The organism is Marinimicrobium locisalis, assembly GCF_039822625.1.
In the GTDB taxonomy this organism is placed as follows: Bacteria; Pseudomonadota; Gammaproteobacteria; order Pseudomonadales; family Cellvibrionaceae; genus Marinimicrobium; species Marinimicrobium locisalis.
The window spans coordinates 43227-68849 of record NZ_JBDLLG010000023.1; the positions used below are offsets into that span (position 1 = coordinate 43227).

Consider the following 25623-nt stretch of genomic DNA (forward strand, 5'->3'; position numbering starts at 1 on the left):
CCATGACCCAAGACATTCACGCCCAAAGAATCCTCATCCTAGACTTCGGCTCCCAATACACCCAACTCATCGCCCGCAGAGTGCGAGAAATCGGCGTCTTCTCCGAAATCCGCGCCTTCGACATGAGCGACGACGAAATCCGGGACTACAACCCCAACGGCATCATCCTCGCCGGCGGCCCCGAATCCGTCCACGCCGAAGGCAGCCCAAGAGCCCCCCAAGCCGTCTTCGAACTCGGCGTCCCCGTACTCGGCATCTGCTACGGCATGCAAACCATGGCCGAACAACTGGGCGGCTCAGTACAAGGCTCCAAAGTTCAAGAGTTTGGCTACGCCCAAGTCAAAGTCCACGGCCAAACCCAACTCCTGCACGACATCAAAGACCACCTCGACCACAACGGCGACTCCCTACTCGACGTCTGGATGAGCCACGGCGACAAAGTGATCAAACTGCCGCCCAACTTCGAAATAATGGCCTCCACCCCGAGCTGCCCCATCGCCGGAATGGCCTGCGAAGATAAACACTTCTACGGCGTACAGTTTCACCCGGAAGTCACCCACACCCTGCAAGGCCAACGCATCCTCGAACACTTCGTGTTTGAACTCTGCGGCTGCGAAGCCCTCTGGACCCCCGCCAAAATCGTCGACGATGCGATTGAAAAAGTGCGTGAACAAGTGGGTAAGGACAAAGTCCTGCTCGGCCTCTCCGGTGGGGTAGACTCCTCCGTCGTCGCCGCGCTGCTGCACAAAGCCATCGGCAGCCAACTCACTTGCGTATTTGTGGACAATGGCCTGCTGCGTAAGGAAGAGGGCGACCAAGTCATGGAAATGTTCGCCCGCAATATGGGCGTCAAAGTCATACGTGTGGACGCCGAAGACCAATTCCTCGGCAAACTCCAGGGCGTGGACGACCCCGAAGCGAAGCGCAAAATCATCGGCAACACCTTCATCGACGTGTTCGATGACGAAGCCACCAAGCTCAAAGACGTCAATTGGCTGGCCCAGGGCACCATCTATCCGGACGTGATCGAATCCGCCGCCGCGAAAACCGGGAAGGCCCACGTGATCAAATCCCACCACAACGTGGGCGGCCTGCCGGAAACCATGAAAATGCAATTGGTCGAGCCGCTGCGCGAACTGTTCAAAGACGAAGTGCGCAAAATCGGCCTCGAACTCGGCTTGCCTTACGACATGGTCTACCGCCACCCCTTCCCGGGGCCGGGCCTGGGCGTGCGGATTCTGGGCGAAGTCAAAAAAGAGTACGCGGACATTCTGCGCGAAGCCGATGCCATCTTTATCGAAGAGCTGCACAACGCCGACTGGTACCACAAAACCAGCCAGGCCTTCGCGGTGTTCCTGCCGGTCAGGTCCGTGGGCGTCGTTGGTGATGCCCGCCGCTACGAATGGGTAATCGCCCTGCGGGCGGTGGAAACCATCGACTTCATGACCGCCCGCTGGGCGCACCTGCCGTACGAATTGCTGGAGAAAGTCTCCAATCGCATTATCAACGAAATTTCAGGGGTGTCACGGGTGACCTACGATGTATCCAGTAAGCCACCAGCGACCATTGAATGGGAGTAGGCCGTCAGCTGACGGTCGTGCATCGATTAACGAACCCGGTATTCACCCATGGGCAGAGCCTACCAGAACCGTAAAGAATCCATGTCCAAAACCTCGGACATGAAAGCCAAAATTTACAGCCGTTACAGCCGCGAAATATATATGTGTGCCAAATCCGGCGGCACGGAGCCGACCGGTAACTTGGCGCTGGCGTCTCTTCTGGAGCGCGCAAAAAAAGAGCAGGTGCCTGCTCACGTCATCGATAAGGCGATCGCCAAGGCGGCCGGTGGTGGTGGAGAAGACTTTGCGGTGGCGCGTTATGAGGGCTTCGGCCCGGGTAACACCATGATCATTGTGGACTGCCTGACCGACAACCCGAACCGGACCTATGGCGACGTGCGTACCTGCTTCAATAAGGTGAAAGCCAAGCTGGGCGCCTCGGGCGCGGTCAGTCATTTGTTCGACCACAGCGCGATATTCAGCTTCTCCGGGCCGGATGAGGACGCTGTGCTGGAAGCGCTGGCTGACGCGGATGTCGATGTCACCGATATCGAGGCCGAAGACGGCGTAATTACGGTGTTTGCCCCGCAGACCGAATTCGCCAAGACGCGCAATGCGCTCAAAGGTGCTTTTGAAGGGATAGAATTTGACGTCGAGGATATTCAGTTTATACCCCAAGTGACGACGGCGATCGAGGGCGAGGATGCTGAACAGTTTGAAAAGATGCTCGATCTGTTGAACTACCTGGATGACGTCCAGCAGGTTTACCACAACGCTGACTATTGAGAAACAATAGGCGCTGAACAACGTTGACGGGCACCACGACGCCAGCCGGGCCTTTGCCCTATGCCTGCTGGCCAATTGTGAAAACACTGTGAAAGTGGCTGCTATCGACAGGGCGATGTCTGTCATTCTGGAAGCCGGCCCGCTACCATAGAGGCCGATTCGCTTCCGGAATGGCCCCGACCATGCGCCTTACGCTCAGCCGAAAACTGTGGCTCGCTTTTTTTTGCACGCTTTCGCTCTGCGTGCTGACCATGTACCTTTTGCTGCATGGCACGCTTAAACGCGGCTTTTTGGATTACACCTCCCAGCAGGCGGTGCAACGGCTGGAGATCCTTCAGGAGGCCCTGGTCAATATTCACGGGGAAGAGGGCTCGTTCGCCGAACTGAGTCGCGACCCGCAACGTTGGCTGGACTTAAAGTCGATAATCTTTCCCGATCACAGTTCTTCCATCGTATCCGCTGACGAACAAACGGGAAAGGGCAGCTCCGACAAGTCACCGCAAGATTACTACCGCGAGTTCGTTACCAGCATCAGCCTGCACGACGCCGAAAAGAACCTGCTGATGGGTGTCCCCAAACCGGACCAGCGCATCAGCTGGGTGCCGCTGAGCAGGGGCGAGTCAATTATCGGCTATCTGGGTTTCGTAAAGCCAGACATTGTGGTGCGGGAGGCGGACCGGCGTTTTATGAGTCACGTGCTCCGGGTATTCGGCATCATCAGTCTGGTTATTTTGGTGATCTCCCTGGGCGTTGCCACCTTTTTTGCCCGACGAATCAGTAAGCCGATCGTGGCCTTGTCCGAGAACACCCAGGCCCTGGCTTCCGGCGACTATAGCCGGAGAATTGAGGCCCAAGGCCAGGACGAAATCGGGCAGCTCTGCCGCCACTTCAATCAGCTGGCGCAGACCCTGCAAGCCAACGAACACTCCCGCGCCCATTGGATTGCCGATATTTCCCACGAAATGCGCACGCCGGTGTCGGTGCTACAGGCGCACATCGAGGCCTTGCAGGATGGCGTGAGGCCGCTCAACCGTGAATGTCTGGCGTTGCTGCACAGCAAGGTATCGGGTCTCAGTGCGCTGATCGACGATCTGTTCGAACTCACCCTCTCCGACATCGGTGCCCTCAGTTATCAAAAGCAGACGTTGTCCCTTAGCCAATTGGTATCGAGCTGTGTGGAGCAGTACCAGGACAAGGCACGTGCCGCTGGCCTGAGTCTCGCCGCCAAGCTCCCGGAAGCAGAGCCGATTACCTTGACCGGCGACCCCAAACGCCTGGAGCAACTGATCAACAACCTGCTGGAGAATTCGATTCGCTACACCCGCGCCAGCGGCCGGGTGGAAGTCGAGCTGGCCCAAGACTCCACAAACGTAACATTAATGGTTCGTGACAGTGCACCATCGGTACCGCCGAAAGACCGGGACAGAATCTTTGAGCGCCTGCACCGCCTGGAAGCCTCCCGTAGTCGCAACACCGGTGGCGCGGGTCTGGGCCTAGCGATTTGCAAGAACATCGTCGCCGCTCACCAGGGAGCCATCAGCGCCGAGGATTCACCCTTGGGAGGGGTGACCATTCGGGTACAATTGCCCCACAACAGCGATTAAAAAGAACATGACCACTCCCTTGATTTGCATTGTCGAAGACGAACCCGAGCTGGCCCAGCTGGTGGACGATTACCTCAGTGCCAGTGGCTACCGCACCCTCCAGTTTCACCGGGGCGATGATGCCGAAGCCTGGCTCAGAGGGCACGAGCCCGCCCTGATCCTGCTGGACCTCATGTTGCCCGGCATGGATGGCCTACAACTCTGCAAGAACCAACAGGCCCGAAGCCCCGTGCCCATCATCATGATGACCGCCAAGGTGGAAGAGATTGATCGTCTGCTGGGGCTGGAGCTGGGCGCCGACGACTATGTCTGCAAGCCGTTCAGTCCGAGGGAGCTGGTAGCCCGGGTAAAGGCTGTCCTTCGCCGCAGTCAAAGCGACCCGGCCTCATCCGCTGGCGAAGAAGTGGCGGCGGTCTCGCTGGATGAGCAGGCGCTGAGCGTCACCCTGTTTGGCGAGGTGATCGGGCTGACGACCATCGAATTTAGGCTGTTCTCGCTGTTGTTCTCCCATCCGGGACGAATTTTCTCCCGCCAATACATACTGGACAATATCTATCAGGATTACCGTGTGGTGAGCGACCGCACCGTGGATAGCCACATCAAGAAGCTGCGCAAGAAATTGGTTACGCCCGACGAACAGCTCGATCTGATTCATTCCGTCTATGGCAGCGGTTATAAATACGAGGCGCCTCCGCGGTAGCACCGCCTGGATTTCCTCCTATCCCCGAAAAACCTTCGTCTTTCCCGAGACATAACGCCCGCAAACCGCCAACGAACGTTGGCCTTGCACATTTCCTTCACAGTTCAGCCACTTTTCTTCCCCAGTTTTGGGGCATTCTAACCCTGTTCCCGACGTAAATCGCCTGAACGGTCGGACGGGACACAAACCCACATTATTAAGGAATGAACTATGAAGAAGCTACTTTTGATCGGCCTGGCAATTGCTGGTGTTAGCGGCGTGGCCTACGCCTCCTCGGAAGAGGGTTGCGAAGGTACAAGCCGCTTTACGGAGAACCTCAATCTAGACCAGGCACGGGCCTACGAAGTGGAGCAGATTCTCAGCTCCTACAAGCAGGTAAAGGACCTGGCCATGAACGGTAATCACGAGCAAATTCCGGTGTTTATTGAGGAGAAAAACGCCGAACTTTCCGAAGTGTTGACCGAGCAGGAAATGCAGAAGTTCAAGGAGAATGTTGGCGAATGGACGCAAAGCAAGGACTTTTCCAAGTACCGGAAGTTTTCCGGAATGAACTTTGGCAAGAAACAGTAATTGACTGAAACGGCGAGCCTCTCTGAGTGTGAACGACGCAGAGAGGCTCGGTTAAAAACGCTTATAAAAAGCGATTGCAAGGGCCAAAACGATGAACTTCAGAATTGCCACCACCGTTACAATTTCCATTGTGTTTATAACGCTGATGACAACCGGAGTACTGCTGTACTCCATGCCCTGGAACTATTTTGTCGGCGCCATTCATATCTGGGCCTCGATTTTCTTTATTATCGGGACCTTGCTGCACTTCAAAAACAACTTCAAGGCTTACTGGAGCCACCTTAGGAGAAAGATCGGTAGAAGAGCGCTGAGTTTTTCCGGGGTGGGTTTTCTGGTTCTGGTGGCAGGCCTGATGTTTGGTGTTGCCCCCTTTGCCACGGTAATGGAGTTTGGCGAAAGGCTGCGCACCGCCAATCAGCCGGTCACGCGTGAATATACCCTGCTGGATTTGACCGCTGGTGCGGGCCAACCCAGCATGGACCTATTTATCAAGGCCGGCAGTGCCTACGAATCCGAGCCACAGCCCGCCGTGCTTGGTTTTACCTATACTACTGTGCCGCAAATCGCCGTATGGATGGAAACCTTGGAAGGGCAATACATCGATACCCTTTATGTCACCGGCAAGGCTGCCAGCTCCGGTTTTGGTGAAACCGACACCGGCGCGACCCGCCGGCCGGAAGCCTTGCCTTATTGGAGCCACAGCCGAGGGGTTGAGGAAGCTGACGGCTATTTTGTGCCCTTGCGCAACAACGCCGATCTGGACGGCGTTAGCGGCGCGACTCCCAAAAGCGACTACCAAATCGCTCTCTCGGCCCCGCGTATGGGTCGGTATCGTCTGCTTCTGGAGGTTAACCGTAGCTACGACTTCAACGACTACTATACCCGCGAGCGCTTTCCAGAAGACCCGATTTACAGCGGAGATGGCGCCTCGGGGCAGCCCTCGTTGATCTATGAAACGATTATCGACTCAGCGGCACCGGGCCAGTACTTGCTATCGTTGCTCGGCCGCGGCCATCACTCCGGGGCCGACGGAGCGTTGTACCGCGACCTTGAGGGAATCACTACCGCTCGCAACATTTTGTCGTTTATTGTGGCTAAGGTTGAGTAGCAGACGTTATGCTTGGGGCTTCACATCCGGCGGCAAATCGGTGGCATAGCATGGATAGACGTAACTTTGATACGATACCGCTCGGTGGGAGGGGAACTGAGGCCCGCCGGCGACGTTGCCGCATCAAGCCATCCCAATGAAGTCTCTCCTTACTCGAAGGCGATAGATTATGTATGAGGACTCTCTATTAGCTTCAACCATGAGGGGGGAGAGCGTTTCATTGCACGAGATTCGCCTGGAACAGGTGCTGCGGCGCCTGCGAGCCAGTGGGGCGCGCCGGGTGTTGGATCTTGGATGCGGTTCGGGGCAGTTGTTGTACCGGCTGGCGGGCGAAAAGCAGTTTAAAGAGATTGTCGGCCTGGAAGTCTGCTCCCACTCATTGAGACAAGCCCGGGAAATGCTGGCCGACCACCTTCAAGGTGAGGTTGGCCGGCTGAGGTTGCTCAATGGCTCCTACATAGATCCTCAGCCCTCTCTTGTTGATTACGACGTCGCGGCCATGGTAGAAACCATCGAGCATATTAAGCCGGAGCAGCTCTCGGCGGCGGAGCAGGCCGTCTTTGGCCAGATGCGCCCGCGAGCGGTTTTCCTGACCACGCCCAACCGGGAATTCAACCCCCTTTTTGATCTCCGGCCGGGAGAGTTTCGCGAGCCCGATCATAAGTTTGAGTGGGATCGCGGCAAGTTTAGCCAGTGGGCTCATGGGGTTGCCCGGCGCAATGGCTATCGGGTGGTTTTGGGCGGCATTGGGGAAGAAGACCCCGAGCTAGGCCCCCCTACCCAGACTGCCTGGTTTTCGCTTCGCCACTGAGGGCAACGACAAACAGTTTAGGAGACGGACTCTTGTTCACCAAAAAGCTCAACCCGCTCTGGATAGCCGGCGCCCTTGTCGTGTTATTGATTATTTGGCTGGCCTCTGGCGAGGTTCTACAGGCGCCGGACAAGGCACCAGAGGCGACCGAGCCGCCCCCCGCCTCTCTAAATAGAGTCCAGGTGCGCGAATTTCGCGCGCGAACCCATCAACCTGACTTGGCGCTGCAAGGGCAGGTTGAGGCCTGGCAGCAGGTTGAAATCATCGCGCGCGTGGGCGGTGAGGTGATGAACTTGCCGGTGGAGCAGGGCTCTTTGGTAGAACAAGGAAAAGTGCTGGTGAAGCTGGACGCCGAGGACCGTCAGGCCCGTGTGGAACAACTGAAGGCCGACCTGGAGTTGGTGGAAGCCCAGGTTGAGGCCTCTGAAAAGCTAAGGGCGCGGGATCTGAACTCCCAAATTGAACAGCTCGGAGCGGTGGCCGAGCGGGCGAGGGTTCGCGCGGAACTGGAAGCGGCGCGGCTGGCGCTTCGAAACACCCGCCCGAAAGCGCCGTTTGATGGAATCTTCGACCGGCGCTTCGTAGACGAAGGCGATTATGCCCAGGCTGGACAGAGACTGCTTCGCTTTGTAGATATCTCCCGGTTGCGGGTAAGCGCCCAAGTCTCCCAGCAGGACGTGCATAAACTTGAAGTGGGCTACCCGGCCACCATTACCCTGCTTGATAACAGCCAGTTAAAGGGGCAGTTAACCTACGTGGCGGCCGTCGCCGATCCCGAGACCCGCAGTTATTACGTCGAAATCGAAGCCACGAATCCCGAGCGGCGTCGTATTGCCGGAGGGAGCGCTGCCATTCAAATCCAGCTCGGCGAGGTACAAGCGCATCATATCGCACCCTCCCTGCTCTCGCTTGATGGGGACGGGCGCACGGTTGTTCGCTACGTGGATGAGAATCAGCAGGTGAAGGAGCAGCCGGTGGAGTTGATTAGCGCCACTCGCAAGGGCGCCTGGGTGAGTGGATTGCCCGAGCGAATCAATCTGATTACCCAGGGCGCGGGGTTCGTCGAGCCGGGGCAGGAAGTGGAAGTGGTTATGGCCGGGGAGGAGTAATGGAAAACCTCATTCGCGGCGCACAGCAACGCAGCCGGGCGACGCTGCTGCTTTTTTTGATCCTGGTGGTGGGCGGAATCAGCGCTTACATCGCCATTCCCAAGGAAGCCAACCCGGACGTTCCGATTCCCATCATTTACGTGTCCATGATGTACGAAGGGGTGAGCCCGGAAGACGGCGAACGCCTGATGGTCCGGCCCATGGAACAGGAGCTGCGCTCGCTGGAAGGCTTGCGGGAAATGACTTCCACGGCGAGCGAGGGGCATGCGTCGGTGATGTTGGAGTTCGATGCCGGCTTCGATGCCGACACGGCCCTGCAAGATGTTCGCGAGCAGGTTGACCGGGCTCGCGCCTACATTCCTCAGGAAGCGGAAGAGCCGACGGTGCACGAAGTGAACGTGGCGCTGTTCCCGGTACTGTCTGTCGGCCTTTCCGGGCCACTATCCGAGGAGGAGCTAATTCAAACGGCGCGCCTTCTGAAAGAAGAAATTGAAGGCATTACCGAAGTGCTGGAAGTGGAAATCGGTGGCGACCGGGAAGATCTTCTGGAAATTCTGGTCGAGCCCCAGGTGCTGGCCAGTTACGGCATTGACTATGCCGAGCTGTTCAATCTGGTTTCACGCAACAACCAGCTAGTGGCTGCCGGGAGTCTGGACCTTGGGTCGGGACGCTTCTCCATTAAAGTGCCCAGCGTTATCGAAAACCTCGATGATGTGATGTCGTTGCCGGTAAAGGTCGACGGGGAAACGGTGGTGACCTTCGGCGACGTGGCGACATTGCGCCGCACCTTTTTTGACCCCGAAGGTTTTGCCCGTATCAATAATCAACCCGCCGTGGTGCTGGAAATCTCCAAGCGCACCGGCGCCAACATTATCGATACGGTCGCCCAGGTACGCGGCATTATGGAGCAGGCACAATCCCGCATGCCCGATGAAATTCAGGTGGATTATATTCTGGACGAATCCACTGAAGTTAAAACCATGCTCTCGGAGCTGTTGAATAACGTTACCACGGCCGTCGTGCTGGTGCTGATTATTATCGTGGCCACCATGGGCGTTCGTTCGGCGTTGATGGTGGGAGTTACCATTCCCGGTGCTTTTTTAACCGCCATCCTTGCGATTTGGGCCATCGGTTACACCATGAACATTATCGTGCTGTTTGCCCTGATTCTGGTGGCGGGCATGCTGGTCGATGGGGCCGTGGTGGTGAGTGAGCTAGCGGATCGCAACCGCCGAGAGGGAGACGAGCCGCACGATGCCTGGGCCAAAGCGGCCACTCGCATGGCCTGGCCGATTATTGCCTCCACCGCGACCACGCTCGCCGTATTCTTCCCGTTGCTCTTCTGGCCGGGTGTGGTGGGCGAGTTCATGAAGTACCTGCCGGCCACGGTTATTATCTGCCTGCTTGCCTCACTGGCGATGGCATTGGTTTTTTTGCCCACGCTGGGCGGCGTCAGTGGTAGGACCCAGGGCCCGAGTCGGGATGAGCCGACTCGGTTTGGCCGGTGGTACCGCTCGTGGTTGAATTTCTCACTGCAGCGCCCCTGGTGGACTCTGCTCGTGGTGATGTTGGTCATTGTGGTGATTTACGTCATCTACGGGCGTTTCAATCACGGCGTGGAATTCTTTCCAGACGTGGAACCCAAGTCGGCCCAAGTGACGGTTCGGGCCCGGGGGGACCTATCCGTCTATGAGATCGATGACTTGGTGCGGCAGGTGGAAAGCCGTCTGCTCAACATGCCCGAAGTGGAAGCCCTCTACGCTCGCTCCATTGCCGACCCGGACTGGAATACCGGGGCGGATACCGTCGGCACGCTCCAGTTTCAGTTTATCGACTGGGAAAAGCGACGGCCCGCCCGTGAAATTCTCGCGGATATGCGTGAACGCACCAAAGACATTCCCGGCATTATTTTGGAGTTTCGTGAACAAGAACAGGGCCCGGGTGCGGGCAAGCCCTTTCAGTTGACGATCAGCTCCTCCGACCCGTCGATACTCGATGAGAACGTGGAGAAGATCCGACAAACCATGGATGAAGTTGGCGGCTTTACCGACGTCAGCGATGATAGAGCCATTCCCGGTATAGAATGGCGGGTACGGGTCGACCGCGAGGCCGCCGCGCGCCTGGGGACCGACGTGGTGACGGTCGGTAATGCCGTGCAACTGGTTACCAATGGCATTCTGCTGGCGCGCTACCGCCCGGAAGATGCCCTGGATGAGGTGGATATTCGTCTGCGCTTCCCGGAAAGTTGGCGCCATATTGATCAGCTGCGCCAGCTTACCGTGCAAACCCCGCGCGGTCAGATTCCCGTCTCCCAGGTGGTGGAATTTGAACCCTCGCCCAGGGTGGGCACGTTACACCGCGTGGACGGCGAGCGGGCGATTACAATCGAGGCGGGCCTGGAGGAAGGCTATCAGTTGGACGAGCGCTTGCAGGCGGTGCGCGAGAACGCTCTTGCCGACCTTCCCGATAAGCTTCAAGTCAGCGTCGGTGGGGAAGGGGAGGACCAGCAGGAAGCGGCGGAGTTCTTAATACTGGCCTTCTTTCTGGCCATCTTCCTGATGGCTTTCATTCTGGTGGTGCAGTTTAACAGCCTCTACCAGTCCGCCTTAGTGTTGTCAGCCATTGTGTTATCCACCGCCGGTATTTTGCTGGGGCTTTTGATCAACGCCCAACCGTTCGGAATTGTCATGGTCGGCATGGGCGTTATCGCCTTGGCGGGTATTGTGGTGAATAACAATATCGTTCTGATCGACACCTACAACGAACACCGGGAAAAGGGCCTGGAGGCCTTACCCGCCGCCCTGGAAACCGGCTGCCTGCGTTTGCGGCCGGTGCTGCTTACCGCTGGTACCACCATCCTGGGCCTAATGCCCATGGTGCTCGGGATCAATGTTAACCTTCTGGAGCCCAGCCTGGGGATTAACGCGCCCTCCACCCAGTGGTGGACTCAGCTATCCAGCGCCATTGCCGGCGGCCTGGCGTTCGCTACCGTACTCACGCTGCTGCTGACTCCCGCGCTGTTGGTATTGGGAGACAGAGTGCATAAGGCATGGATAAGGCGGAGCGGTCGGACGTCGCAACGCCGTTAGAGGCCAATTTGCGTTCGATGCCTATCTAGAAGGAAGCCCCAGCACTCTGCTAGTGTCACTCTCGATGGGCTGCTATGGGTAATCCTATCCTGAGAGGTGGCCTGTAGTGTTTATGTCTACAACCGCTGACCCGTTCGCTATCTATACAGCACTTCGGGATGAGGCAGAAGCGCTGTTCCACGCGGGTACGACACCGGTAGCCGTGCATTGGACGATGGGCGTTAGTTAACGACGCCTTCAGTACTTTGAATACACTGGTGTGTTCCGAAAAGCGGATTCTCGCGACATTATCCAACCCATTGTTGTTGCTTTATTCGAGTCGATAGCGACGGTTTCGTTCGGCTAGCCTGCAGCGTCGCCCGCGAGTTGGGTCGCGTCTGTGCGTTAGCGTACTTAGTGATGAAGATGAGCAAAAAAATAAAGGAATTTCTATGAAAATGGGGCGCAAGAAATACAGAGACAGCCGTTGCACGACGCTATCCTTACTGGAGTATTGGTGTACACTTAATTGTTGCTGGATCAACCCGTTTAGGTTGAAGGTTCGTAAGGCGATGGACGCCTTTTGGGTAAGTACCGGTGACACAGCCAGGCTTCCTTCCTCATTCCAAGATTCAACAAGGAGCCTGTTATGACCATCAAAGCGTTCAAGTTCTCGGCTCTCATCGGGAGTGGGTTCGGCCATGACCAAAACACCGAGTTGTTGCGCGCCGAGCTGTTCAGTATTGAGCAACTCAAGCGACACGCGACCCTATTAGCAGAGCAGCACCACATCGACCCGAACCCCGGAGCGGACCGGTTGCTACCGCGCTTGGCGGACAATACGCGGGTTTTACGAGCGGCTTACGATGTCGTGACGGCGGCCGCGACGACCGGGCAGCGCATCGTTCCCACCGAAGCCTGGCTGCTCGACAATTTCTATCTTATTGAACAGCAAATTGGCTTGGCGCGCCGACATCTCCCGCGCGGCTATAGCCGCCAGTTGCCTCGGTTGGGTGAGGGGTTGTCGGCCGGTTTTCCCCGCATTTACGATTTGGCGCTGGAATTGATTTCCCACATGGACGGGCGCGTTGACGGCGAGAATGTCACCCAGTTTGTGGCGTCCTACCAAACGGTGGAGCCCTTGAAGCTGGGCGAGCTGTGGGCGTTCCCCATTATGTTGCAGTTGGCGCTGCTGGAGAACTTACGTCGCGTTGGCGTGCGCATTGCCCAGCGGAGCGAGGAACGCGATGCGGCCATCGAGTGGGCGGATCGCATGCTGATCGCGGCAGAGAATGATCCCAATCAGCTGATCCAGTTGTTGGCCGAGTTTGCCCACGCCGATGTACCGTTGACGGCCTCCTTTGTGGAGGAATTTTACGATCGGCTTCAAACCCAGGGGCCGGCCATGGCCTTCGTTCAAACTTGGGTCGAGCAAAAGCTGCTCGAACAGGGTGTGACTGCCACGAAGCTGTCGGAAGCGGCGGGGCGAACGGATGCGGCCAACCAGATATCCATCGCCAATAGTATTGGCAGCCTGCGCTTTATTGGCACCATGGACTGGAAGCAGTACGTCGAGTCGCTCAGTGGGGTTCATAAAACCTTGAGTGATGACCCCTTAGATACCTACGCCCGCCAAAATTTTTCGACTCGTGATCGCTATCGGCATATTGTCGAGGATGTGGCGCGGGGCAGTGCGAATGATGAAACGGCAGTGGCGCGGGAGACCGTCGCACTGGCCCAGAAGGCAGCCGAAGAGTACGGCCCGAAAGACCGGAGGGGCCATGTGGGTTACTACCTTGTCGATCGTGGGCGGGCCTACCTAGAGCGGACTGTTGGGTGCCGTCCGTCGTGGAAAACCCGCTTTAAGCGGTGGAGCCTACGTCTTCGTCTGCCTCTGTACCTCGGTTCGATTTTATTGCTGACGTTGACTGCTACGGCCGGCGTGCTCCATGCGCTTGATGATGTCGCACTGAGTGACTGGCGCTATTGGCTCCTCGCCACCGCCGTTGTGATTGGCGCCTCGGCTTTGGCGCTCTCGCTGGTTAATTTGGCGGTGACGCTGTTGGTCCCGCCGCGTGTTTTGCCACGGTTGGATTTCTCCCACGGAATTCCCGATGCGCATCGCAGCATGGTTATTGTGCCTACTTTGCTGACTACCCGTGGGGATATCGATAACCTGGTCGAGGGCTTGGAAATTCGTTACTTGGGCAATCGTGATCCGAACCTGTACTTTGCGCTGCTGACGGATTTCCCCGACGCACCGGAACAGACGTTGCCGGATGACGCGGCCTTACTTGACTATGCGCGCAGCGCCATAGAAACACTCAACGACACTTATCACGAAGACCGCGCCAGTGTCTTCTATCTGTTCCACCGGCCCAGACTTTGGAATCCGTTCGAACGGGTGTGGATGGGCTACGAACGCAAGCGCGGCAAGCTTGAGCAGTTCAATGCCCGTCTGCGTGGGGAGGCGCTCACAGCCTTTTCGGATATTGTCGGCGATCAATCCATTCTGGGTTCGATTCGGTACGTCATTACTCTGGATACTGACACGCAATTGCCACGTGATGCCGCACATGCCCTGGTGGGTAACTTGGCGCACCCCCTTAACCGACCGGTTTACGACACCCACAAGGGCCGCATCGTGGAGGGCTATGCGATTCTGCAACCGCGGGCCTCTATCAGCCTGACCAGTGCCGGTCAGTCACGCTTCGCGAAACTGTTCGCGGGGGACTCGGGTTTGGACCCCTACACGCGCGAGGTGTCGGATGTATATCAGGATGTGTTCGCGGAAGGGTCGTTCATTGGGAAGGGCATATACGATGTGGACGCTTTTCGTCAGGCTGTGGACGGGCGTTTTCCAGAGAACCTAATTCTCAGTCACGATCTTCTGGAAAGTGGCTATGCGCGCTCGGCGCTGGTGAGCGACGTTCACCTGATTGAGGAACAACCGGCCAGCGTCGCCATTGATGCCAGTCGCCGTCATCGTTGGATGCGCGGGGACTGGCAAATCGCCGGTTGGTTGCTACCGCGCGTACCGGGCCCACCCAGTGAAAGCGGCGCCAAGTCAAAAGGCCGATCGAATCCACTATCGGCCCTGTCGCGGTGGAAGATTATCGATAATCTGCGGCGTAGTCTGGTGGCGCCGGCACTGCTCGCCCTACTGGTGGGCGGTTGGTTTGCGGGCCTGGGCCCGGCTTGGGCATGGACGTTACTGGTATTGGCGGTGCTGTTTCTCCCCACGTTGCTATCCAGCTTAATCGAGCTGATTCGTAAGCCCGCCGAAAGTGACTGGTGGTTGCACCTGGACTTGACGATTAAATCGGCGAGTCACCCCATCGTGCTGGCGTTGCTCACGCTGACTTTTCTGCCCTACGACACGCGCATAGCCCTGGGCGCAATTCTGCGCTCGGGCGCCCGTATGCTATTTACCCGGCGTAGCTTATTACTGTGGCAACTGCCCGGTTATGCACGGCGCAACGCCTGCCATTCGTTGGCGGACTTTTTGTTGGAAATGTGGCTGGCGCCGACGCTCTCGGTGGGGCTGACCCTGGCGCTGGTGATCTCGGGCAGCGGTCCGGCCGCATGGCTCGCGGCGGCCCCCATATTGTTGCTGTGGTTGATCTCACCCCTGGTCGGTTGGTGGATTAGCCGGCCGCTGGTTGCGCTCACTCCAGGTTTGGGGGGCGAGCAACAAGTGTTTCTGCGAACGGCGGCCAGACGCACCTGGCGCTACTTCGAGGACTTTGTCGGCCCGCGGGACAATTGGCTCCCGCCGGATAACTTTCAAGCCAACCCCGAGCCGGCCATCGCCTCGCGCACCTCGCCCACCAACATTGGCATGTCCCTGCTGGCCGATTTGGCAGCGGTGGATTTTGGGTATCTCACCGTCGGGGAGTGTTTGCGCCGTATCGGCCATACCCTCGCGGCGGTCGAGAAGCTCGAAGGTTACCGCGGCCACTTGTTTAACTGGTACGACACGCGAACCATGCAACCGCTCCCCCCTCACTATATCTCGTCGGTGGACAGCGGCAACCTGGCCGGTAGCCTGCTCACGCTGCAGGCGGGCTTGGCCGAATTGAAAAGCCAGCCGGTGCTGTCGCCGAGCGCCCTGCAGGGCCTGCAGGACACGCTACACGTTCTGGGCGAACAACTGCCTTCATCTAACCCAACACTGGCCGAAGAGATACGGGCACTGCAAGATACCCTAACCGCTCTTGCGCAAGAGGGGCCGCCGAAGACGTTGACGGCCGCCTTCAATGCTCTGGAGCAAGTTGAACGGGGCCGCGCGACTATTACGGCTTGGCCGACGACAGAGACCGACAAGGAGGGCGAGTGTGTCTATTGGGCGCGGGCATTCGACCGGCAAGTTCAAGCGCTTCGCGATGAACTGGTGCTGTTGGTGCCGGGGTCTTCTTGGCAGGGCACCGACCTTCCCACGCGGGAGGCGCTTGCCAGCGCTAATGGTGCTGGCGCGAACGCACAGCTTGAGCTTATAGACGACTTAATGAACCGCTGCCGCCTTCTGGCGGAAATGGATTTCGAGTTTCTCTACGACGCCGGAAGCGGCCTGCTAACCATTGGCTACGATGTTGTGGAGCGGCGTCGAGATCCCGCCTGCTATGACCTTTTGGCCTCGGAAGCGCGACTGGCTAGCTTTCTGTTGATCGCCCAGGGGCAGTTGCCGCAGAAGCACTGGTTCGCGCTAGGGCGCTTGCTAACCAGCCATGGCGGCGACGTGAGCTTGATCTCTTGGAGCGGCTCGATGTTTGAATACCTGATGCCGCAGCTGATCATGCCCAGCTACCCGAATACTCTGTTGGAGCGAACCTGCAAGGCCGCCGTCGCGCGCCAGATCGAGTACGGCCGGCAGCGCGCCGTTCCCTGGGGGATTTCTGAGTCCTGCTACAACGCCACTGATTTGGACCAGGTTTACCAGTACCGGGCATTCGGCGTGCCGGGCCTGGGCTTTAAACGCGGGCTGGGCGATGACCTGGTCATCGCGCCTTACGCCAGCGCCCTGGCGCTTATGGTGATGCCACGGGAAGCGTGTCGAAACCTGGAGGCCTTGGCCGAGCAGGGCTTCCTTGGGGCCTATGGTTTCTATGAAGCGATTGATTACACGCCCTCCCGCGTGCCACGGGGTAAAACGCACGCCATCGTGCAGAACTTTATGGTGCACCACCAAGGGATGAGTTTTCTGGCCTTTGCGCACGTATTGTTTGGCCAGCCCATGCAGCGTCGCTTTATGTCCGACCCGCTGGCGCGGGCGACCGAACTCCTGTTGCAAGAGCGGGTGCCGAAGCGTGGGGATACCCTGCAGCCGCACGCGGCTGAAGTCAGTGCCGCCGCCCGTCCCCCCACGGCGGAGTCCGGCGCGATCCTGCGAGTGTTTACCGACCCCAACACCCGGATGCCCGAAGTACATCTGCTATCAAATGGGCGCTATCACGTTATGGCCACCCACGCCGGAGGCAGCGCCAGCCATTGGGGCGAGCTTGCGGTTACCCGCTGGCGCGAGGATGCCACTTCCGATAGCTGGGGAACCTTCATTTATTTGCGTGATCGTGACAACGGAAAATACTGGTCCACGGCGCATCAGCCAACCCTGCAACCGGCCGAGCACTACGAAGCGATTTTCGTGCAGGCGCGGGCGGAATACCGGCGGCGCGACCACGCCATTGAAGCGCACACCGAAATCAGCGTATCCCCGGAAGATGATGTCGAAATCCGTCGGGTGACGCTTACCAACCAGTCCTCGCGCGTGCGCCACATTGAAGTGACGAGCTTTGCGGAAGTGGTGCTCGCGCCACTGAATGCCGACTTGGCGCACCGCTCCTTTAGCAACCTGTTCGTGCAGACTGAAATCCTGCCCGGTCGGCGTGCCATTCTTTGTACGCGTCGCCCGCGCACGCCCGGCGAAAAGGTGCCCTGGATGTTCCATCTGCTGGCCGCGCCGGGCTCGGTGGCCGATGAGCCTTCCTATGAGACCGACCGCGCCCGTTTCATTGGCCGTGGCCGCACGGCGGCGAACCCCGTGATGTTGGACAGCGGTAGTCAGCCCTCGACCTTATCGAACACCGAGGGGGCGGTGCTCGACCCGATTGTGGCGATTCGCAGTACCCTGACCCTGTCGCCCGATGAGTCCTCAAGCGTGCAGATCATCTCCGGGGTGGCGGACACGCGCGAGGCCGCGCTGGCTCTGCTCGAGAAATACTGTGACCGTCACTTTGTCGAGCGCGCGTTTGAAATGGCTTGGTTCCAGAGCCAGGAAGTACTGCGCCACCTAAATGCGACCGAAGCCGATGCCCAACTCTTTGGCCGCCTGGCTAACTCGGTGATTTACGCCAACCCCATGCGCCGTGCGTCGCCGAGCGTGATCGCCCGGAACCAGTTGGGGCAACCGGGCCTATGGCGCTTTGCCATCTCCGGCGACTTGCCCATCGTGCTGCTTCTAATTGGTGACCTCAGCCGCATTGATCTGGTGAAACAGGTCGTGCAGGCCCATGCCTATTGGCGTATGAAGGGGCTGGCGGCCGACCTGGTAATCGTCAACGAGGGGTTCTCGGGCTACCGGGCGGAGTTGCAGGATCGGATTATGGGGTTGATCAACGCCGGCCCCGAAGCACAGGTGATCGACAAACCCGGCGGCATTTTCGTGCGGCGGGCCGAAGAGCTTTCCGAGGACGAACGCGTGCTGCTGCAAACCGTTTCCCGCATCGTCTTTAGCGACACGGCTGATACCCTGATCGAACAGGTGGATCGCCGCGTCTCGCCAAAGCGAACCTCGGACTTGCTGGAGCCTTCCCAACCGGCCGGGGAAGAACCGGTCTATCCGCTGGAGCCGCGCGAGCGTATTTTCTGTAACGGCCTGGGCGGCTTCACTCCGGATGGGCACGAATACGTCATTACCCTTGAGCCCGGGCAAACCACCCCGATGCCCTGGGCCAATGTGATCGCCAGCCCACACATTGGCACGGCCGTCAGCGAGAGCGGCAGTGCCTACACCTGGGTGGGGAACGCGCACGAGTTCCGCCTCACCCCCTGGCACAACGACCCCATTTCCGATGGCAGCGGCGAGGCGTTCTACATTCGCGACGAAGAAACCGGCGCGTTCTGGTCCCCCACGCCTCTGCCGGCTCGGGGCCGCTCCGGCTACGTGTGTCGGCACGGCTTTGGCTACAGCGTGTTCGAGCACCTTGAGGCGGACATCGCCTCGGAGATGTTCACCTACGTCGCCATGGATGCACCGGTCAAGTTTGCGGTGATCAAACTTCACAACCGCTCGAATCGGGCCCGTAGCCTATCGCTCACCGGTTACTGGGAACTGGTGCTGGGTGAGCTGCGCCACTCCAACCTGATGCACATCGTCACCGAAGTTGACCTGCACACCGGCGCGCTGTTTGCCCACAATGCCTACGGGCGCGAATCGGGCAATCGTGTGGTGTTCGCGCATACCAGTGAGCGCGACCGGTCGGTGAGTGGCAGCCGCACTGAGTTCATTGGACGCAATGGTGTACTCGCCAATCCGGCGGCCATGCGCCGCAAACGATTGTCGGGCAGAACGGGCGCCGGGTTTGACCCTTGCGCCGCCTCCCAGACCCCTATCGAGCTCGGAGCCGGCGAAGAGCGCGAGATCGTGTTCATTTTCGGCGCGGCGGCCAACGCCGATGAGGCGCGACGCCTCGTGCAACAGTACGGTGGTCAGGCGGGCGCGCGCCAGGCGCTGGAAGCGGTTTGGGAACACTGGAACCGCACGCTGGGCGCGGTCAACGTGGACACCCCGGACATGGCATTGAATGTACTGGCCAATGGCTGGTTGATTTACCAGACCCTGTCGTGCCGGCTCTGGGGTCGCAGCGGCTATTATCAATCCGGCGGTGCCTACGGTTTCCGCGATCAGTTGCAAGACACCATGGCGCTGATCCACGCGGCCCCGTGGCTCGCTCGCGAGCAGCTGGTCCTGCACGCCGGTCGCCAGTTCCTTAAGGGCGATGTGCAGCACTGGTGGCATCCACCGGGTGGGCAGGGCGTACGCACTCACTTTTCCGATGACTACCTGTGGTTGCCCTATGCCACCTGCCGCTATGTGCGGGCGAGCGGGGATACCGGCGTGCTTGATGAGCCGATACATTTCCTTGAAGGCCGCGAGCTGTACCCGGAGGAGGAAGCCTACTACGACCAGCCGCAACGCTCGCCCGAAGTGGCCAGTCTGTACGAGCACTGCGTGCGCGCTCTTAAGCACGGCTTGCGCTTTGGCCCCCATCATTTGCCGCTAATGGGTTGTGGGGATTGGAACGACGGCATGAATCTCGTGGGCAAGGATGGCCGTGGCGAAAGCGTGTGGTTGGCTTGGTTCCTGGTGGAGAACCTGGAGCTGTTTGCCGGTCTCGCGCGCGATCGCAACGACCAGGAATTTGCCCAGTTGTGCAATGCCCAGGCGGAGCAGTTACGCCGCAACATTGAAACCCAGGCCTGGGATGGGGCCTGGTATCGGCGCGCCTACTTTGATGACGGCACCCCGCTGGGCTCGAGCACCAACGATGAATGCCAAATTGATTCGATCAGTCAGAGTTGGTCGGTTATCTCAAGTGGCGGTGACGGGCCGCGAGCCCGCCAGGCGATGAGCGCGGTGGACCAACGTTTGGTGCGACGGGATAAACAAATCATCCAGTTGCTCGATCCGCCGTTCGACAAATCCGAGTTGGAGCCAGGCTACATTAAAGGCTACATCCCGGGCGTGCGCGAGAACGGCGGTCAATACACCCATGCCGCCATTTGGACCACCATGGCGTTTGCGATGTTGGGCGAAACTGAACGAGCCTGGGAACTCTTCGCCATGCTTAACCCCGTCAACCACGGCAACACACCTGAAGCGATTGAGCTCTACAAGGTTGAGCCCTATGTCATGTGCGCGGACATCTACGGCGTGTCGCCACATATCGGCCGGGGCGGTTGGACCTGGTACACCGGGGCGGCGGGGTGGATGTACCGGCTGACCACCGAAACTCTGCTGGGGTTGCAGCTGGAAGTGGATCATCTACGCATCGCGCCCTGTATTCCGGGCGCCTGGGATAGCTACAAGATTCACTATCGTTTTCGCGAAACCGTCTACCACATCAACATCCAACGTGTCGGCGAACCCTCGGGGGAAGTGAGCCGCCTGACCGTGGATGGCACCGAGTGCTCCGGCGCACGCATCCCCCTTATCGACGACCGGCAGGAACACTTTGTCGAGGTGGAATTGGGCGCGCACTCGTCGGAAGCATAGCCCGGCGCAACCCGTAGAGCGGACTCGTCTTTCCACACCGAAAAATGCAGTAAGGGACTTATAATGAACAACATTGGGTGAACTTTTGAAGTTCCCTACAACACAACGGTACACTCCTCTATGGTAACGTTATTTTTTTACACCCCTGGAGACGAATAATGACGCAGAAAGAACCATCGGCTCGGAGGTTGGCCTTTGTTTTTTGGTGGATGGGATAGTTTGGTGCGGACGTTGGTTGTCGGCGTGATTGAAGCGCCCCGAATCCGTCGATAGCTAGTCTTTTGCCCTGCCTCGACCCGCGAAACCAGCGGCTACTCCCTACAAGTGTGCGTTACTTTCCACTATAGTTAGAAACGTGTTGTGGAGAGAAACCCACCAACCCAGAGGAGATTGGCTATGCAGCCCGATCAACTTCTGAAAAAAGGCGATGCTGTGATCGCCGTGGATGTGCAAAACGACTTCTGTCCTGGCGGCGCTTTGGCGGTAGAGGGCGGGGACCAGGTAATACCGGTGCTCAATCTCTGGCTGAGCGCCGCCGAGCGCGCCGGGGTACCTGTTATAGCCAGCCGCGACTGGCACCCGGTGGACCACTGCTCATTCAAAGAGCAAGGGGGCCCCTGGCCTGTTCACTGCGTTCAGGATACCCCCGGCGCCGAGTTCCATTCTGACTTGAAACTTCCTCCCGGCACGATCAAAGTCAGCAAGGGCACCGCCTTTGACCGCGATGCCTACTCGGCATCTGATGGAACAGGCCTGTCGGGCTATCTGAAACAGCTGGGCGTAAAGCGTCTTTGGGTTGGCGGGCTCGCTCAGGATGTATGTGTTCAAGAGACGGTGAAAAGCGCTTGCCAAGCCGGCTTTGAAACGCACCTTCTGGCCACCGCAACGCGCCCGGCCGACCCCGCCAACGCCAATACGTCACTCGACCAAATGCGCCGTGCGGGCGCCACTGTAGAGGAGGGCGAATGAGTTATTTCGGCGAGTTGACCGAAGCGGAACTCGGACTTTTTATTGACCTTTATGAACTGTCTATGGCCCAAGCCTACCGGGCGGAAGGCATGGAAGAGCGCGCCGTTTTTACCCTTCACTTTCGCAAGTTGCCACCGCAGCGGAACTTTATTTTGGCGTGTGGTCAACATTACGCGGCGCTTCTGGTCGCTTCTCTGCGGTTTCCGACCGAGCAGGTGGAACGACTCAGGGCGCTCAATCGGTTCGATGAGGATTTTCTGCGCTGGCTGTCTGAGTTTCGCTTCAGTGGTGATATACGAGTGATGCCCGAAGGCACGCCGGTGTTTCCACACGAGCCGATGCTTGAGATCGAAGCCCCCTTGGCGGAGGGCCAACTGTTGGAAACGTTGTTGATGAACTACGTCAATTCCGAATCCGTTCTGGCCACCAAGGCCTCGCGCATGGTGCACGCCGCACACGGAAAGCCGGTGGTCGACTTCGGAATGCGTCGCATGCACGGCTTTGATTCGGCCTTGCGTGGGGTGCGCGCCTACCGGGTGGCGGGGCTCGACTCCACCAGTAATGTGCTGGGTAGTTTTCGCCACGGCTTGCCTGCCAGTGGCACCATGGCTCACTCTTACATTCAGGCCCACGACGATGAAATGGAAGCTTTCCGCCGTTATGCAAAGATCTACCCCGGTACCGCCTTGCTGGTAGACACCTACGACACCATGGCCGGCATCGACAAAGTGATTCACTTGGTCAAAAGCGAGGGGCTTGATGTCAGCGCCATTCGCCTGGACTCCGGAGACCTGGGGCAATTGGCGAAAGACGCCCGGACTCGACTTGATGATGCCGGTTTGACCGACATGAAAATTGTGGTCAGCAGTGGACTGGATGAGTGGGGCATTCAGGAACTGGTGGATGCCCATGCTCCCATAGACAGCTTTGCCGTGGGCACCAAGCTTGGCGTATCGGAAGACGCCCCGGTGCTAGACTTGGCATACAAACTGACCGACTACGCGGGGGAGCCCCGCCTGAAAAACAGCCCCGGTAAAAAGCTGTTCCCCGGTCGTAAGCAGGTATGGCGTTTTCGAGACAATGAGGGCCGGTACCGCTACGATGAAATCGGCAGAAATACCGAAAGCCGGGACGGAGAACCCCTGCTATTTACCGCCGTTCGAAATGGTCAGCCCGTCGGCCCCGCGCCCGACTTGGAGGCGACGCGCGAGCGGGCCAGGGAGGCGCTCAAGGCAATGCCCACCCGGGTGCTGGCGCTCGATACCTGCGAGCCACCCTACGAGGTCAAAGTCAGCGATGCCCTGGAACGCCTGTACCGAGATGCATTGGCCAAAGTGACCCCCCATTAGGAGGACGCACGCCATGAATGAGCAAACCCAAAACGTAACGATTGAATGCGTCACCGGCGATATCGTCAAACAGTCGGACTTGGACGCGATAGTGAACGCGGCGAACGCCGAACTGCAGTCGGGTGGCGGCGTGGCCGGAGCAATCCACCGCGCCGCCGGTTCTGGGCTGGCGGAAGAGTGTGCGCCCATGGCTCCGATTGCGCCCGGTGAAGCCGTGCTCAGTTCCGGCCAAAAGCTGCCGAACGACTGGGTGATTCACTGCCTGGGACCGGTTTACGGCAAAGACGAACCCTCCGACGAGCTATTGGCCGACTGCTACCGCAACGCGCTACGCCTGGCGGATGAGAAGGGGATTGCCAGCATCGGGTTTCCCGCCATTTCCACCGGTGCTTTCGGTTACCCGGCCGAAGAAGCGGCTCGGGTCTGCGCGGAGGCCATTAAAGCGTCCCTGCCGAGGTTACAACAGGTCGAATGCATCCGCTTTGTATTGTTCGGCAAGGAGGCGAAAGCGGGGTTGCAGACCGCGCTGGAGCGTGCCGGCCTCGCGGTATCGTCGCGGTCGCAATAGCCGATGACACCATCTTCGGTTATACCGAGCCTTGAGGACAAGGTCGCGTTTTTATCCCGGGCCGACGCCTACCCGGACTGTAAGGGGCCAGTGGAACCGCTGGAAACCCATATGTCTTGGGTCTTTCTTACGGAGGATCGCGTCTACAAATTAAAAAAACCGATGAAACGGGCGTTGATTGACTTTCGCCATGCTGACGCCCGACATGACAACTGTCATGAAGAAGTCAGGCTCAACCGACGGCTGGGCGGCGATATCTACCTCGGGGTCGAGTCGTTGAGGCTCGGAGCGGAAGGTCGCTTGAGCCTGGGCGGTACCGGCTTGGCGGTGGACTGGCTGGTGGTTATGAAACGCCTGCCGGAGTCGGCCATGCTGAAAGCCCGCATTGAAGCGGGCACCCTGGAAGAGCAGGCGCTACAGCGAGCCGCGGCGGTGCTGAGCGGGTTCTATCGTCGCGCCCGGGTCATTCACCTCACGGCGGAACAGTATCGTGCGCGGCTGTACAAAGAGGTTCAATCGAACCAAGAGGCACTGAGCGAGTACGATTTGCCGAACGAGCAGCTGCAACGCCTCACCGAGCGCCAGCAAGCCACGCTTCGGTCCCGACCGGCGCTGTTCGATTGCAGGGCAGAGCAGGGGATGATTGTCGAGGCCCACGGGGATTTACGCCCGGAGCACGTCTGCTTGATCGAGCCGCCGGTGGTAATTGACTGTCTGGAGTTCAATCGCGACCTGCGCATTCAGGACCGGGTGGATGAACTGGCGTTTCTGGCAATGGAGTGCGAGCGACTCGTTAGTCAGCGCGATGGTTCGGCCACGAACAGCGAAGGGGTGGGTGTCCGCGTGGGCGATGCGCTCTTCGATGAGTACACGCGGGAAACCGGCGACACACCCCCTGTTGCACTAGTGGCATTTTACAAAAGCTATCGGGCAATGGTGCGTGCCAAGCTCTGTGCTTGGCACCTGGATGATGACCCTCAGCAACAACGCGGCCGATGGCTGGAAAAAGCCCAACGGTACTTGGATCTGGCCGAGGGGTACAGCGTCCAGTTCAGTGGCTGAGGCGCGCTGTTGGTTCTCTACTTTCGGTGGCCGAGCTCAAGCAGGGGCGAACTCAAGGGTCGAGTTCGGTCAGGGAGCCCCCGGCGTGCAGGCGCTTGATCGCCTCAGCGATCAGCGGAGCAATGTCCACGACGCTGAGCTTGTCGCCGAGGTTGCTGTTTTTCGGTGGCTCGGGAACGGGAACACTATTGCTGACCGCCAGATGGGAAAGCGACGGGCAGTCCAGGGCTTTTTCTAACCCGTCCGTAAACAGGCCGTGCGTAGCCAACGCCACCACCTCTTTCGCACCGTGGGCGACAAAGGCGTCTGCCGCGCGCGTCATGGTGCCGCCCCCCGCGATCAAGTCATCCAGGACCAGGACGGTCCGGCCCTCGATCTCTCCCAGCACCGTTGAGCCTCGCACGGTGCCTTCGCTGCGGAACTTCTCCATAAAGGCGCTACCGACCTCCCGTCCGGTTTGTCGCTCTAGTGCCTCGCGAAAGCGCTCTGCGCGTTTAACACCTCCCACATCGGGAGAGGCGACGGTAACCGGCCGGTCGCCCAGTCGGTCACGGAGCCAGTCAATCAGTGGGCCCCTGGCGCTCAGGTGCTCGCTTTGACAGCGGAAGGCGTTTTGAAAACCCGCCAGATTGTGCACATCCAGGGTGACCATCCGGTCCACTCCCATTGCCTCAAATAACTGCGCCACATAGCGAGTGGTAATGGGGTCCCGGGCTTTGGTTTGGCGTTCCTTGCGGGCGTAGCACAAGTAGGGCACCACGGCGGTAACCCGAGCGGCGCCGCTTTCCCGCAGAGCGCCGAGGAGAAACAAAAGGCGCACGAATTTGTCATTAAGGTCGTACTCGGCGTCGCCGTGGAGTGATTGAACGACATACACATCCCGAGCACGAACGCTCTGCAAAGGGCGGATTTTGTGCTCTCCGTCTTCAAAGTCGCGCTCTTCGTGCGTTCCGGGGTCAACGCCAAGCCGCTCGGCCACTTGCCGGGCAAAACTGGCGCCACTGTTCAGGCTAAAAACAATTGGCTCATTCATGTCCCGAGGGTAGCAGCTATGGGCTTCATTATCAGCTGCGCGGCGCTCTCAATCAC

The 25623-nt window shown here is 58.9% G+C and carries 15 protein-coding genes; 14 read left to right on the forward strand and 1 reads right to left on the reverse strand.

The genetic code is table 11. The features are described from left to right. Window positions 1-2 precede the first annotated feature (2 nt). The 14 genes from guaA (at window position 3) to AAE514_RS14790 (ending at window position 24534) form a co-directional block, all read left to right on the forward strand. Window positions 3-1580, forward strand: coding sequence for a glutamine-hydrolyzing GMP synthase (gene guaA / locus AAE514_RS14725; protein WP_347332314.1), 1578 nt, complete (start codon window positions 3-5; stop codon window positions 1578-1580). A 48-nt stretch (window positions 1581-1628) separates the two neighbouring features. Continuing rightward, window positions 1629-2345, forward strand: a complete 717-nt coding sequence (locus tag AAE514_RS14730; RefSeq protein WP_347332315.1) for a YebC/PmpR family DNA-binding transcriptional regulator — start codon at window positions 1629-1631, stop codon at window positions 2343-2345. Window positions 2346-2527: 182 nt separating this feature from the next. Beyond that, window positions 2528-3949 (forward strand): ATP-binding protein, encoded by a 1422-nt coding sequence (locus AAE514_RS14735; protein WP_488212735.1) that lies wholly within the window; start codon window positions 2528-2530, stop codon window positions 3947-3949. A gap of 7 nt (window positions 3950-3956) precedes the next feature. Then, window positions 3957-4649 carry a response regulator gene (locus AAE514_RS14740; RefSeq protein WP_347332317.1) on the forward strand — a complete coding sequence of 231 codons (693 nt, stop codon included), beginning with the start codon at window positions 3957-3959 and terminating at the stop codon, window positions 4647-4649. 210 nt (window positions 4650-4859) lie between these two features. Further along, the gene (locus tag AAE514_RS14745) at window positions 4860-5219 is read left to right on the forward strand and encodes a hypothetical protein (RefSeq protein WP_347332318.1); all 360 of its coding nucleotides are present in this window, start codon (window positions 4860-4862) and stop codon (window positions 5217-5219) included. A gap of 91 nt (window positions 5220-5310) precedes the next feature. After that, a complete protein-coding gene (locus AAE514_RS14750) occupies window positions 5311-6327 on the forward strand; it encodes a hypothetical protein (protein ID WP_347332319.1) in 1017 nt (338 codons plus the stop codon). A 220-nt stretch (window positions 6328-6547) separates the two neighbouring features. Further along, window positions 6548-7138 carry a methyltransferase gene (locus AAE514_RS14755; RefSeq protein WP_347332320.1) on the forward strand — a complete coding sequence of 197 codons (591 nt, stop codon included), beginning with the start codon at window positions 6548-6550 and terminating at the stop codon, window positions 7136-7138. Window positions 7139-7170: 32 nt separating this feature from the next. After that, window positions 7171-8247 carry an efflux RND transporter periplasmic adaptor subunit gene (locus tag AAE514_RS14760; RefSeq protein WP_347332321.1) on the forward strand — a complete coding sequence of 359 codons (1077 nt, stop codon included), beginning with the start codon at window positions 7171-7173 and terminating at the stop codon, window positions 8245-8247. Beyond that, entirely contained in the window at window positions 8247-11336 is a 3090-nt protein-coding gene (locus tag AAE514_RS14765; protein WP_347332322.1) for an efflux RND transporter permease subunit, read from the forward strand. The genes AAE514_RS14760 and AAE514_RS14765 overlap by 1 nt, the downstream gene beginning before the upstream one ends. Window positions 11337-11964: 628 nt before the next feature. Further along, entirely contained in the window at window positions 11965-20586 is an 8622-nt protein-coding gene (locus AAE514_RS14770) for a glycoside hydrolase family 94 protein (RefSeq protein ID WP_347332323.1), read from the forward strand. Window positions 20587-20982: 396 nt separating this feature from the next. After that, window positions 20983-21555, forward strand: a complete 573-nt coding sequence (locus AAE514_RS14775) for an isochorismatase family protein (protein WP_347332324.1) — start codon at window positions 20983-20985, stop codon at window positions 21553-21555. Further along, entirely contained in the window at window positions 21552-22904 is a 1353-nt protein-coding gene (locus AAE514_RS14780) for a nicotinate phosphoribosyltransferase (RefSeq protein ID WP_347332325.1), read from the forward strand. The genes AAE514_RS14775 and AAE514_RS14780 overlap by 4 nt, the downstream gene beginning before the upstream one ends. 13 nt (window positions 22905-22917) lie before the next feature. Continuing rightward, a complete protein-coding gene (locus tag AAE514_RS14785) occupies window positions 22918-23472 on the forward strand; it encodes a macro domain-containing protein (protein WP_347332326.1) in 555 nt (184 codons plus the stop codon). A gap of 111 nt (window positions 23473-23583) precedes the next feature. Continuing rightward, window positions 23584-24534, forward strand: a complete 951-nt coding sequence (locus AAE514_RS14790; protein WP_347332327.1) for a hypothetical protein — start codon at window positions 23584-23586, stop codon at window positions 24532-24534. Window positions 24535-24586: 52 nt separating this feature from the next. Here AAE514_RS14790 and AAE514_RS14795 read toward each other — a convergent pair whose 3' ends face one another. Beyond that, a complete protein-coding gene (locus AAE514_RS14795; RefSeq protein ID WP_347332328.1) occupies window positions 24587-25567 on the reverse strand; it encodes a ribose-phosphate diphosphokinase in 981 nt (326 codons plus the stop codon). Window positions 25568-25623: the final 56 nt, after the last annotated feature.

What these genes read in the sequence shown, in the direction of transcription:
- AAE514_RS14775 (WP_347332324.1), top strand. Translation starts at nt 20,983, where the DNA reads ATGCAGCCCGATCAACTTCTGAAAAAAGGCGATGCTGTGATCGCCGTG.
- guaA (WP_347332314.1), top strand. Translation starts at nt 3, where the DNA reads ATGACCCAAGACATTCACGCCCAAAGAATCCTCATCCTAGACTTCGGC.
- AAE514_RS14735 (WP_488212735.1), top strand. Translation starts at nt 2,528, where the DNA reads ATGCGCCTTACGCTCAGCCGAAAACTGTGGCTCGCTTTTTTTTGCACG.
- AAE514_RS14780 (WP_347332325.1), top strand. Translation starts at nt 21,552, where the DNA reads ATGAGTTATTTCGGCGAGTTGACCGAAGCGGAACTCGGACTTTTTATT.
- AAE514_RS14790 (WP_347332327.1), top strand. Translation starts at nt 23,584, where the DNA reads ATGTCTTGGGTCTTTCTTACGGAGGATCGCGTCTACAAATTAAAAAAA.
- AAE514_RS14765 (WP_347332322.1), top strand. Translation starts at nt 8,247, where the DNA reads ATGGAAAACCTCATTCGCGGCGCACAGCAACGCAGCCGGGCGACGCTG.
- AAE514_RS14730 (WP_347332315.1), top strand. Translation starts at nt 1,629, where the DNA reads ATGGGCAGAGCCTACCAGAACCGTAAAGAATCCATGTCCAAAACCTCG.
- AAE514_RS14770 (WP_347332323.1), top strand. Translation starts at nt 11,965, where the DNA reads ATGACCATCAAAGCGTTCAAGTTCTCGGCTCTCATCGGGAGTGGGTTC.
- AAE514_RS14745 (WP_347332318.1), top strand. Translation starts at nt 4,860, where the DNA reads ATGAAGAAGCTACTTTTGATCGGCCTGGCAATTGCTGGTGTTAGCGGC.
- AAE514_RS14740 (WP_347332317.1), top strand. Translation starts at nt 3,957, where the DNA reads ATGACCACTCCCTTGATTTGCATTGTCGAAGACGAACCCGAGCTGGCC.
- AAE514_RS14785 (WP_347332326.1), top strand. Translation starts at nt 22,918, where the DNA reads ATGAATGAGCAAACCCAAAACGTAACGATTGAATGCGTCACCGGCGAT.
- AAE514_RS14795 (WP_347332328.1), bottom strand. Translation starts at nt 25,567, where the DNA reads ATGAATGAGCCAATTGTTTTTAGCCTGAACAGTGGCGCCAGTTTTGCC.
- AAE514_RS14750 (WP_347332319.1), top strand. Translation starts at nt 5,311, where the DNA reads ATGAACTTCAGAATTGCCACCACCGTTACAATTTCCATTGTGTTTATA.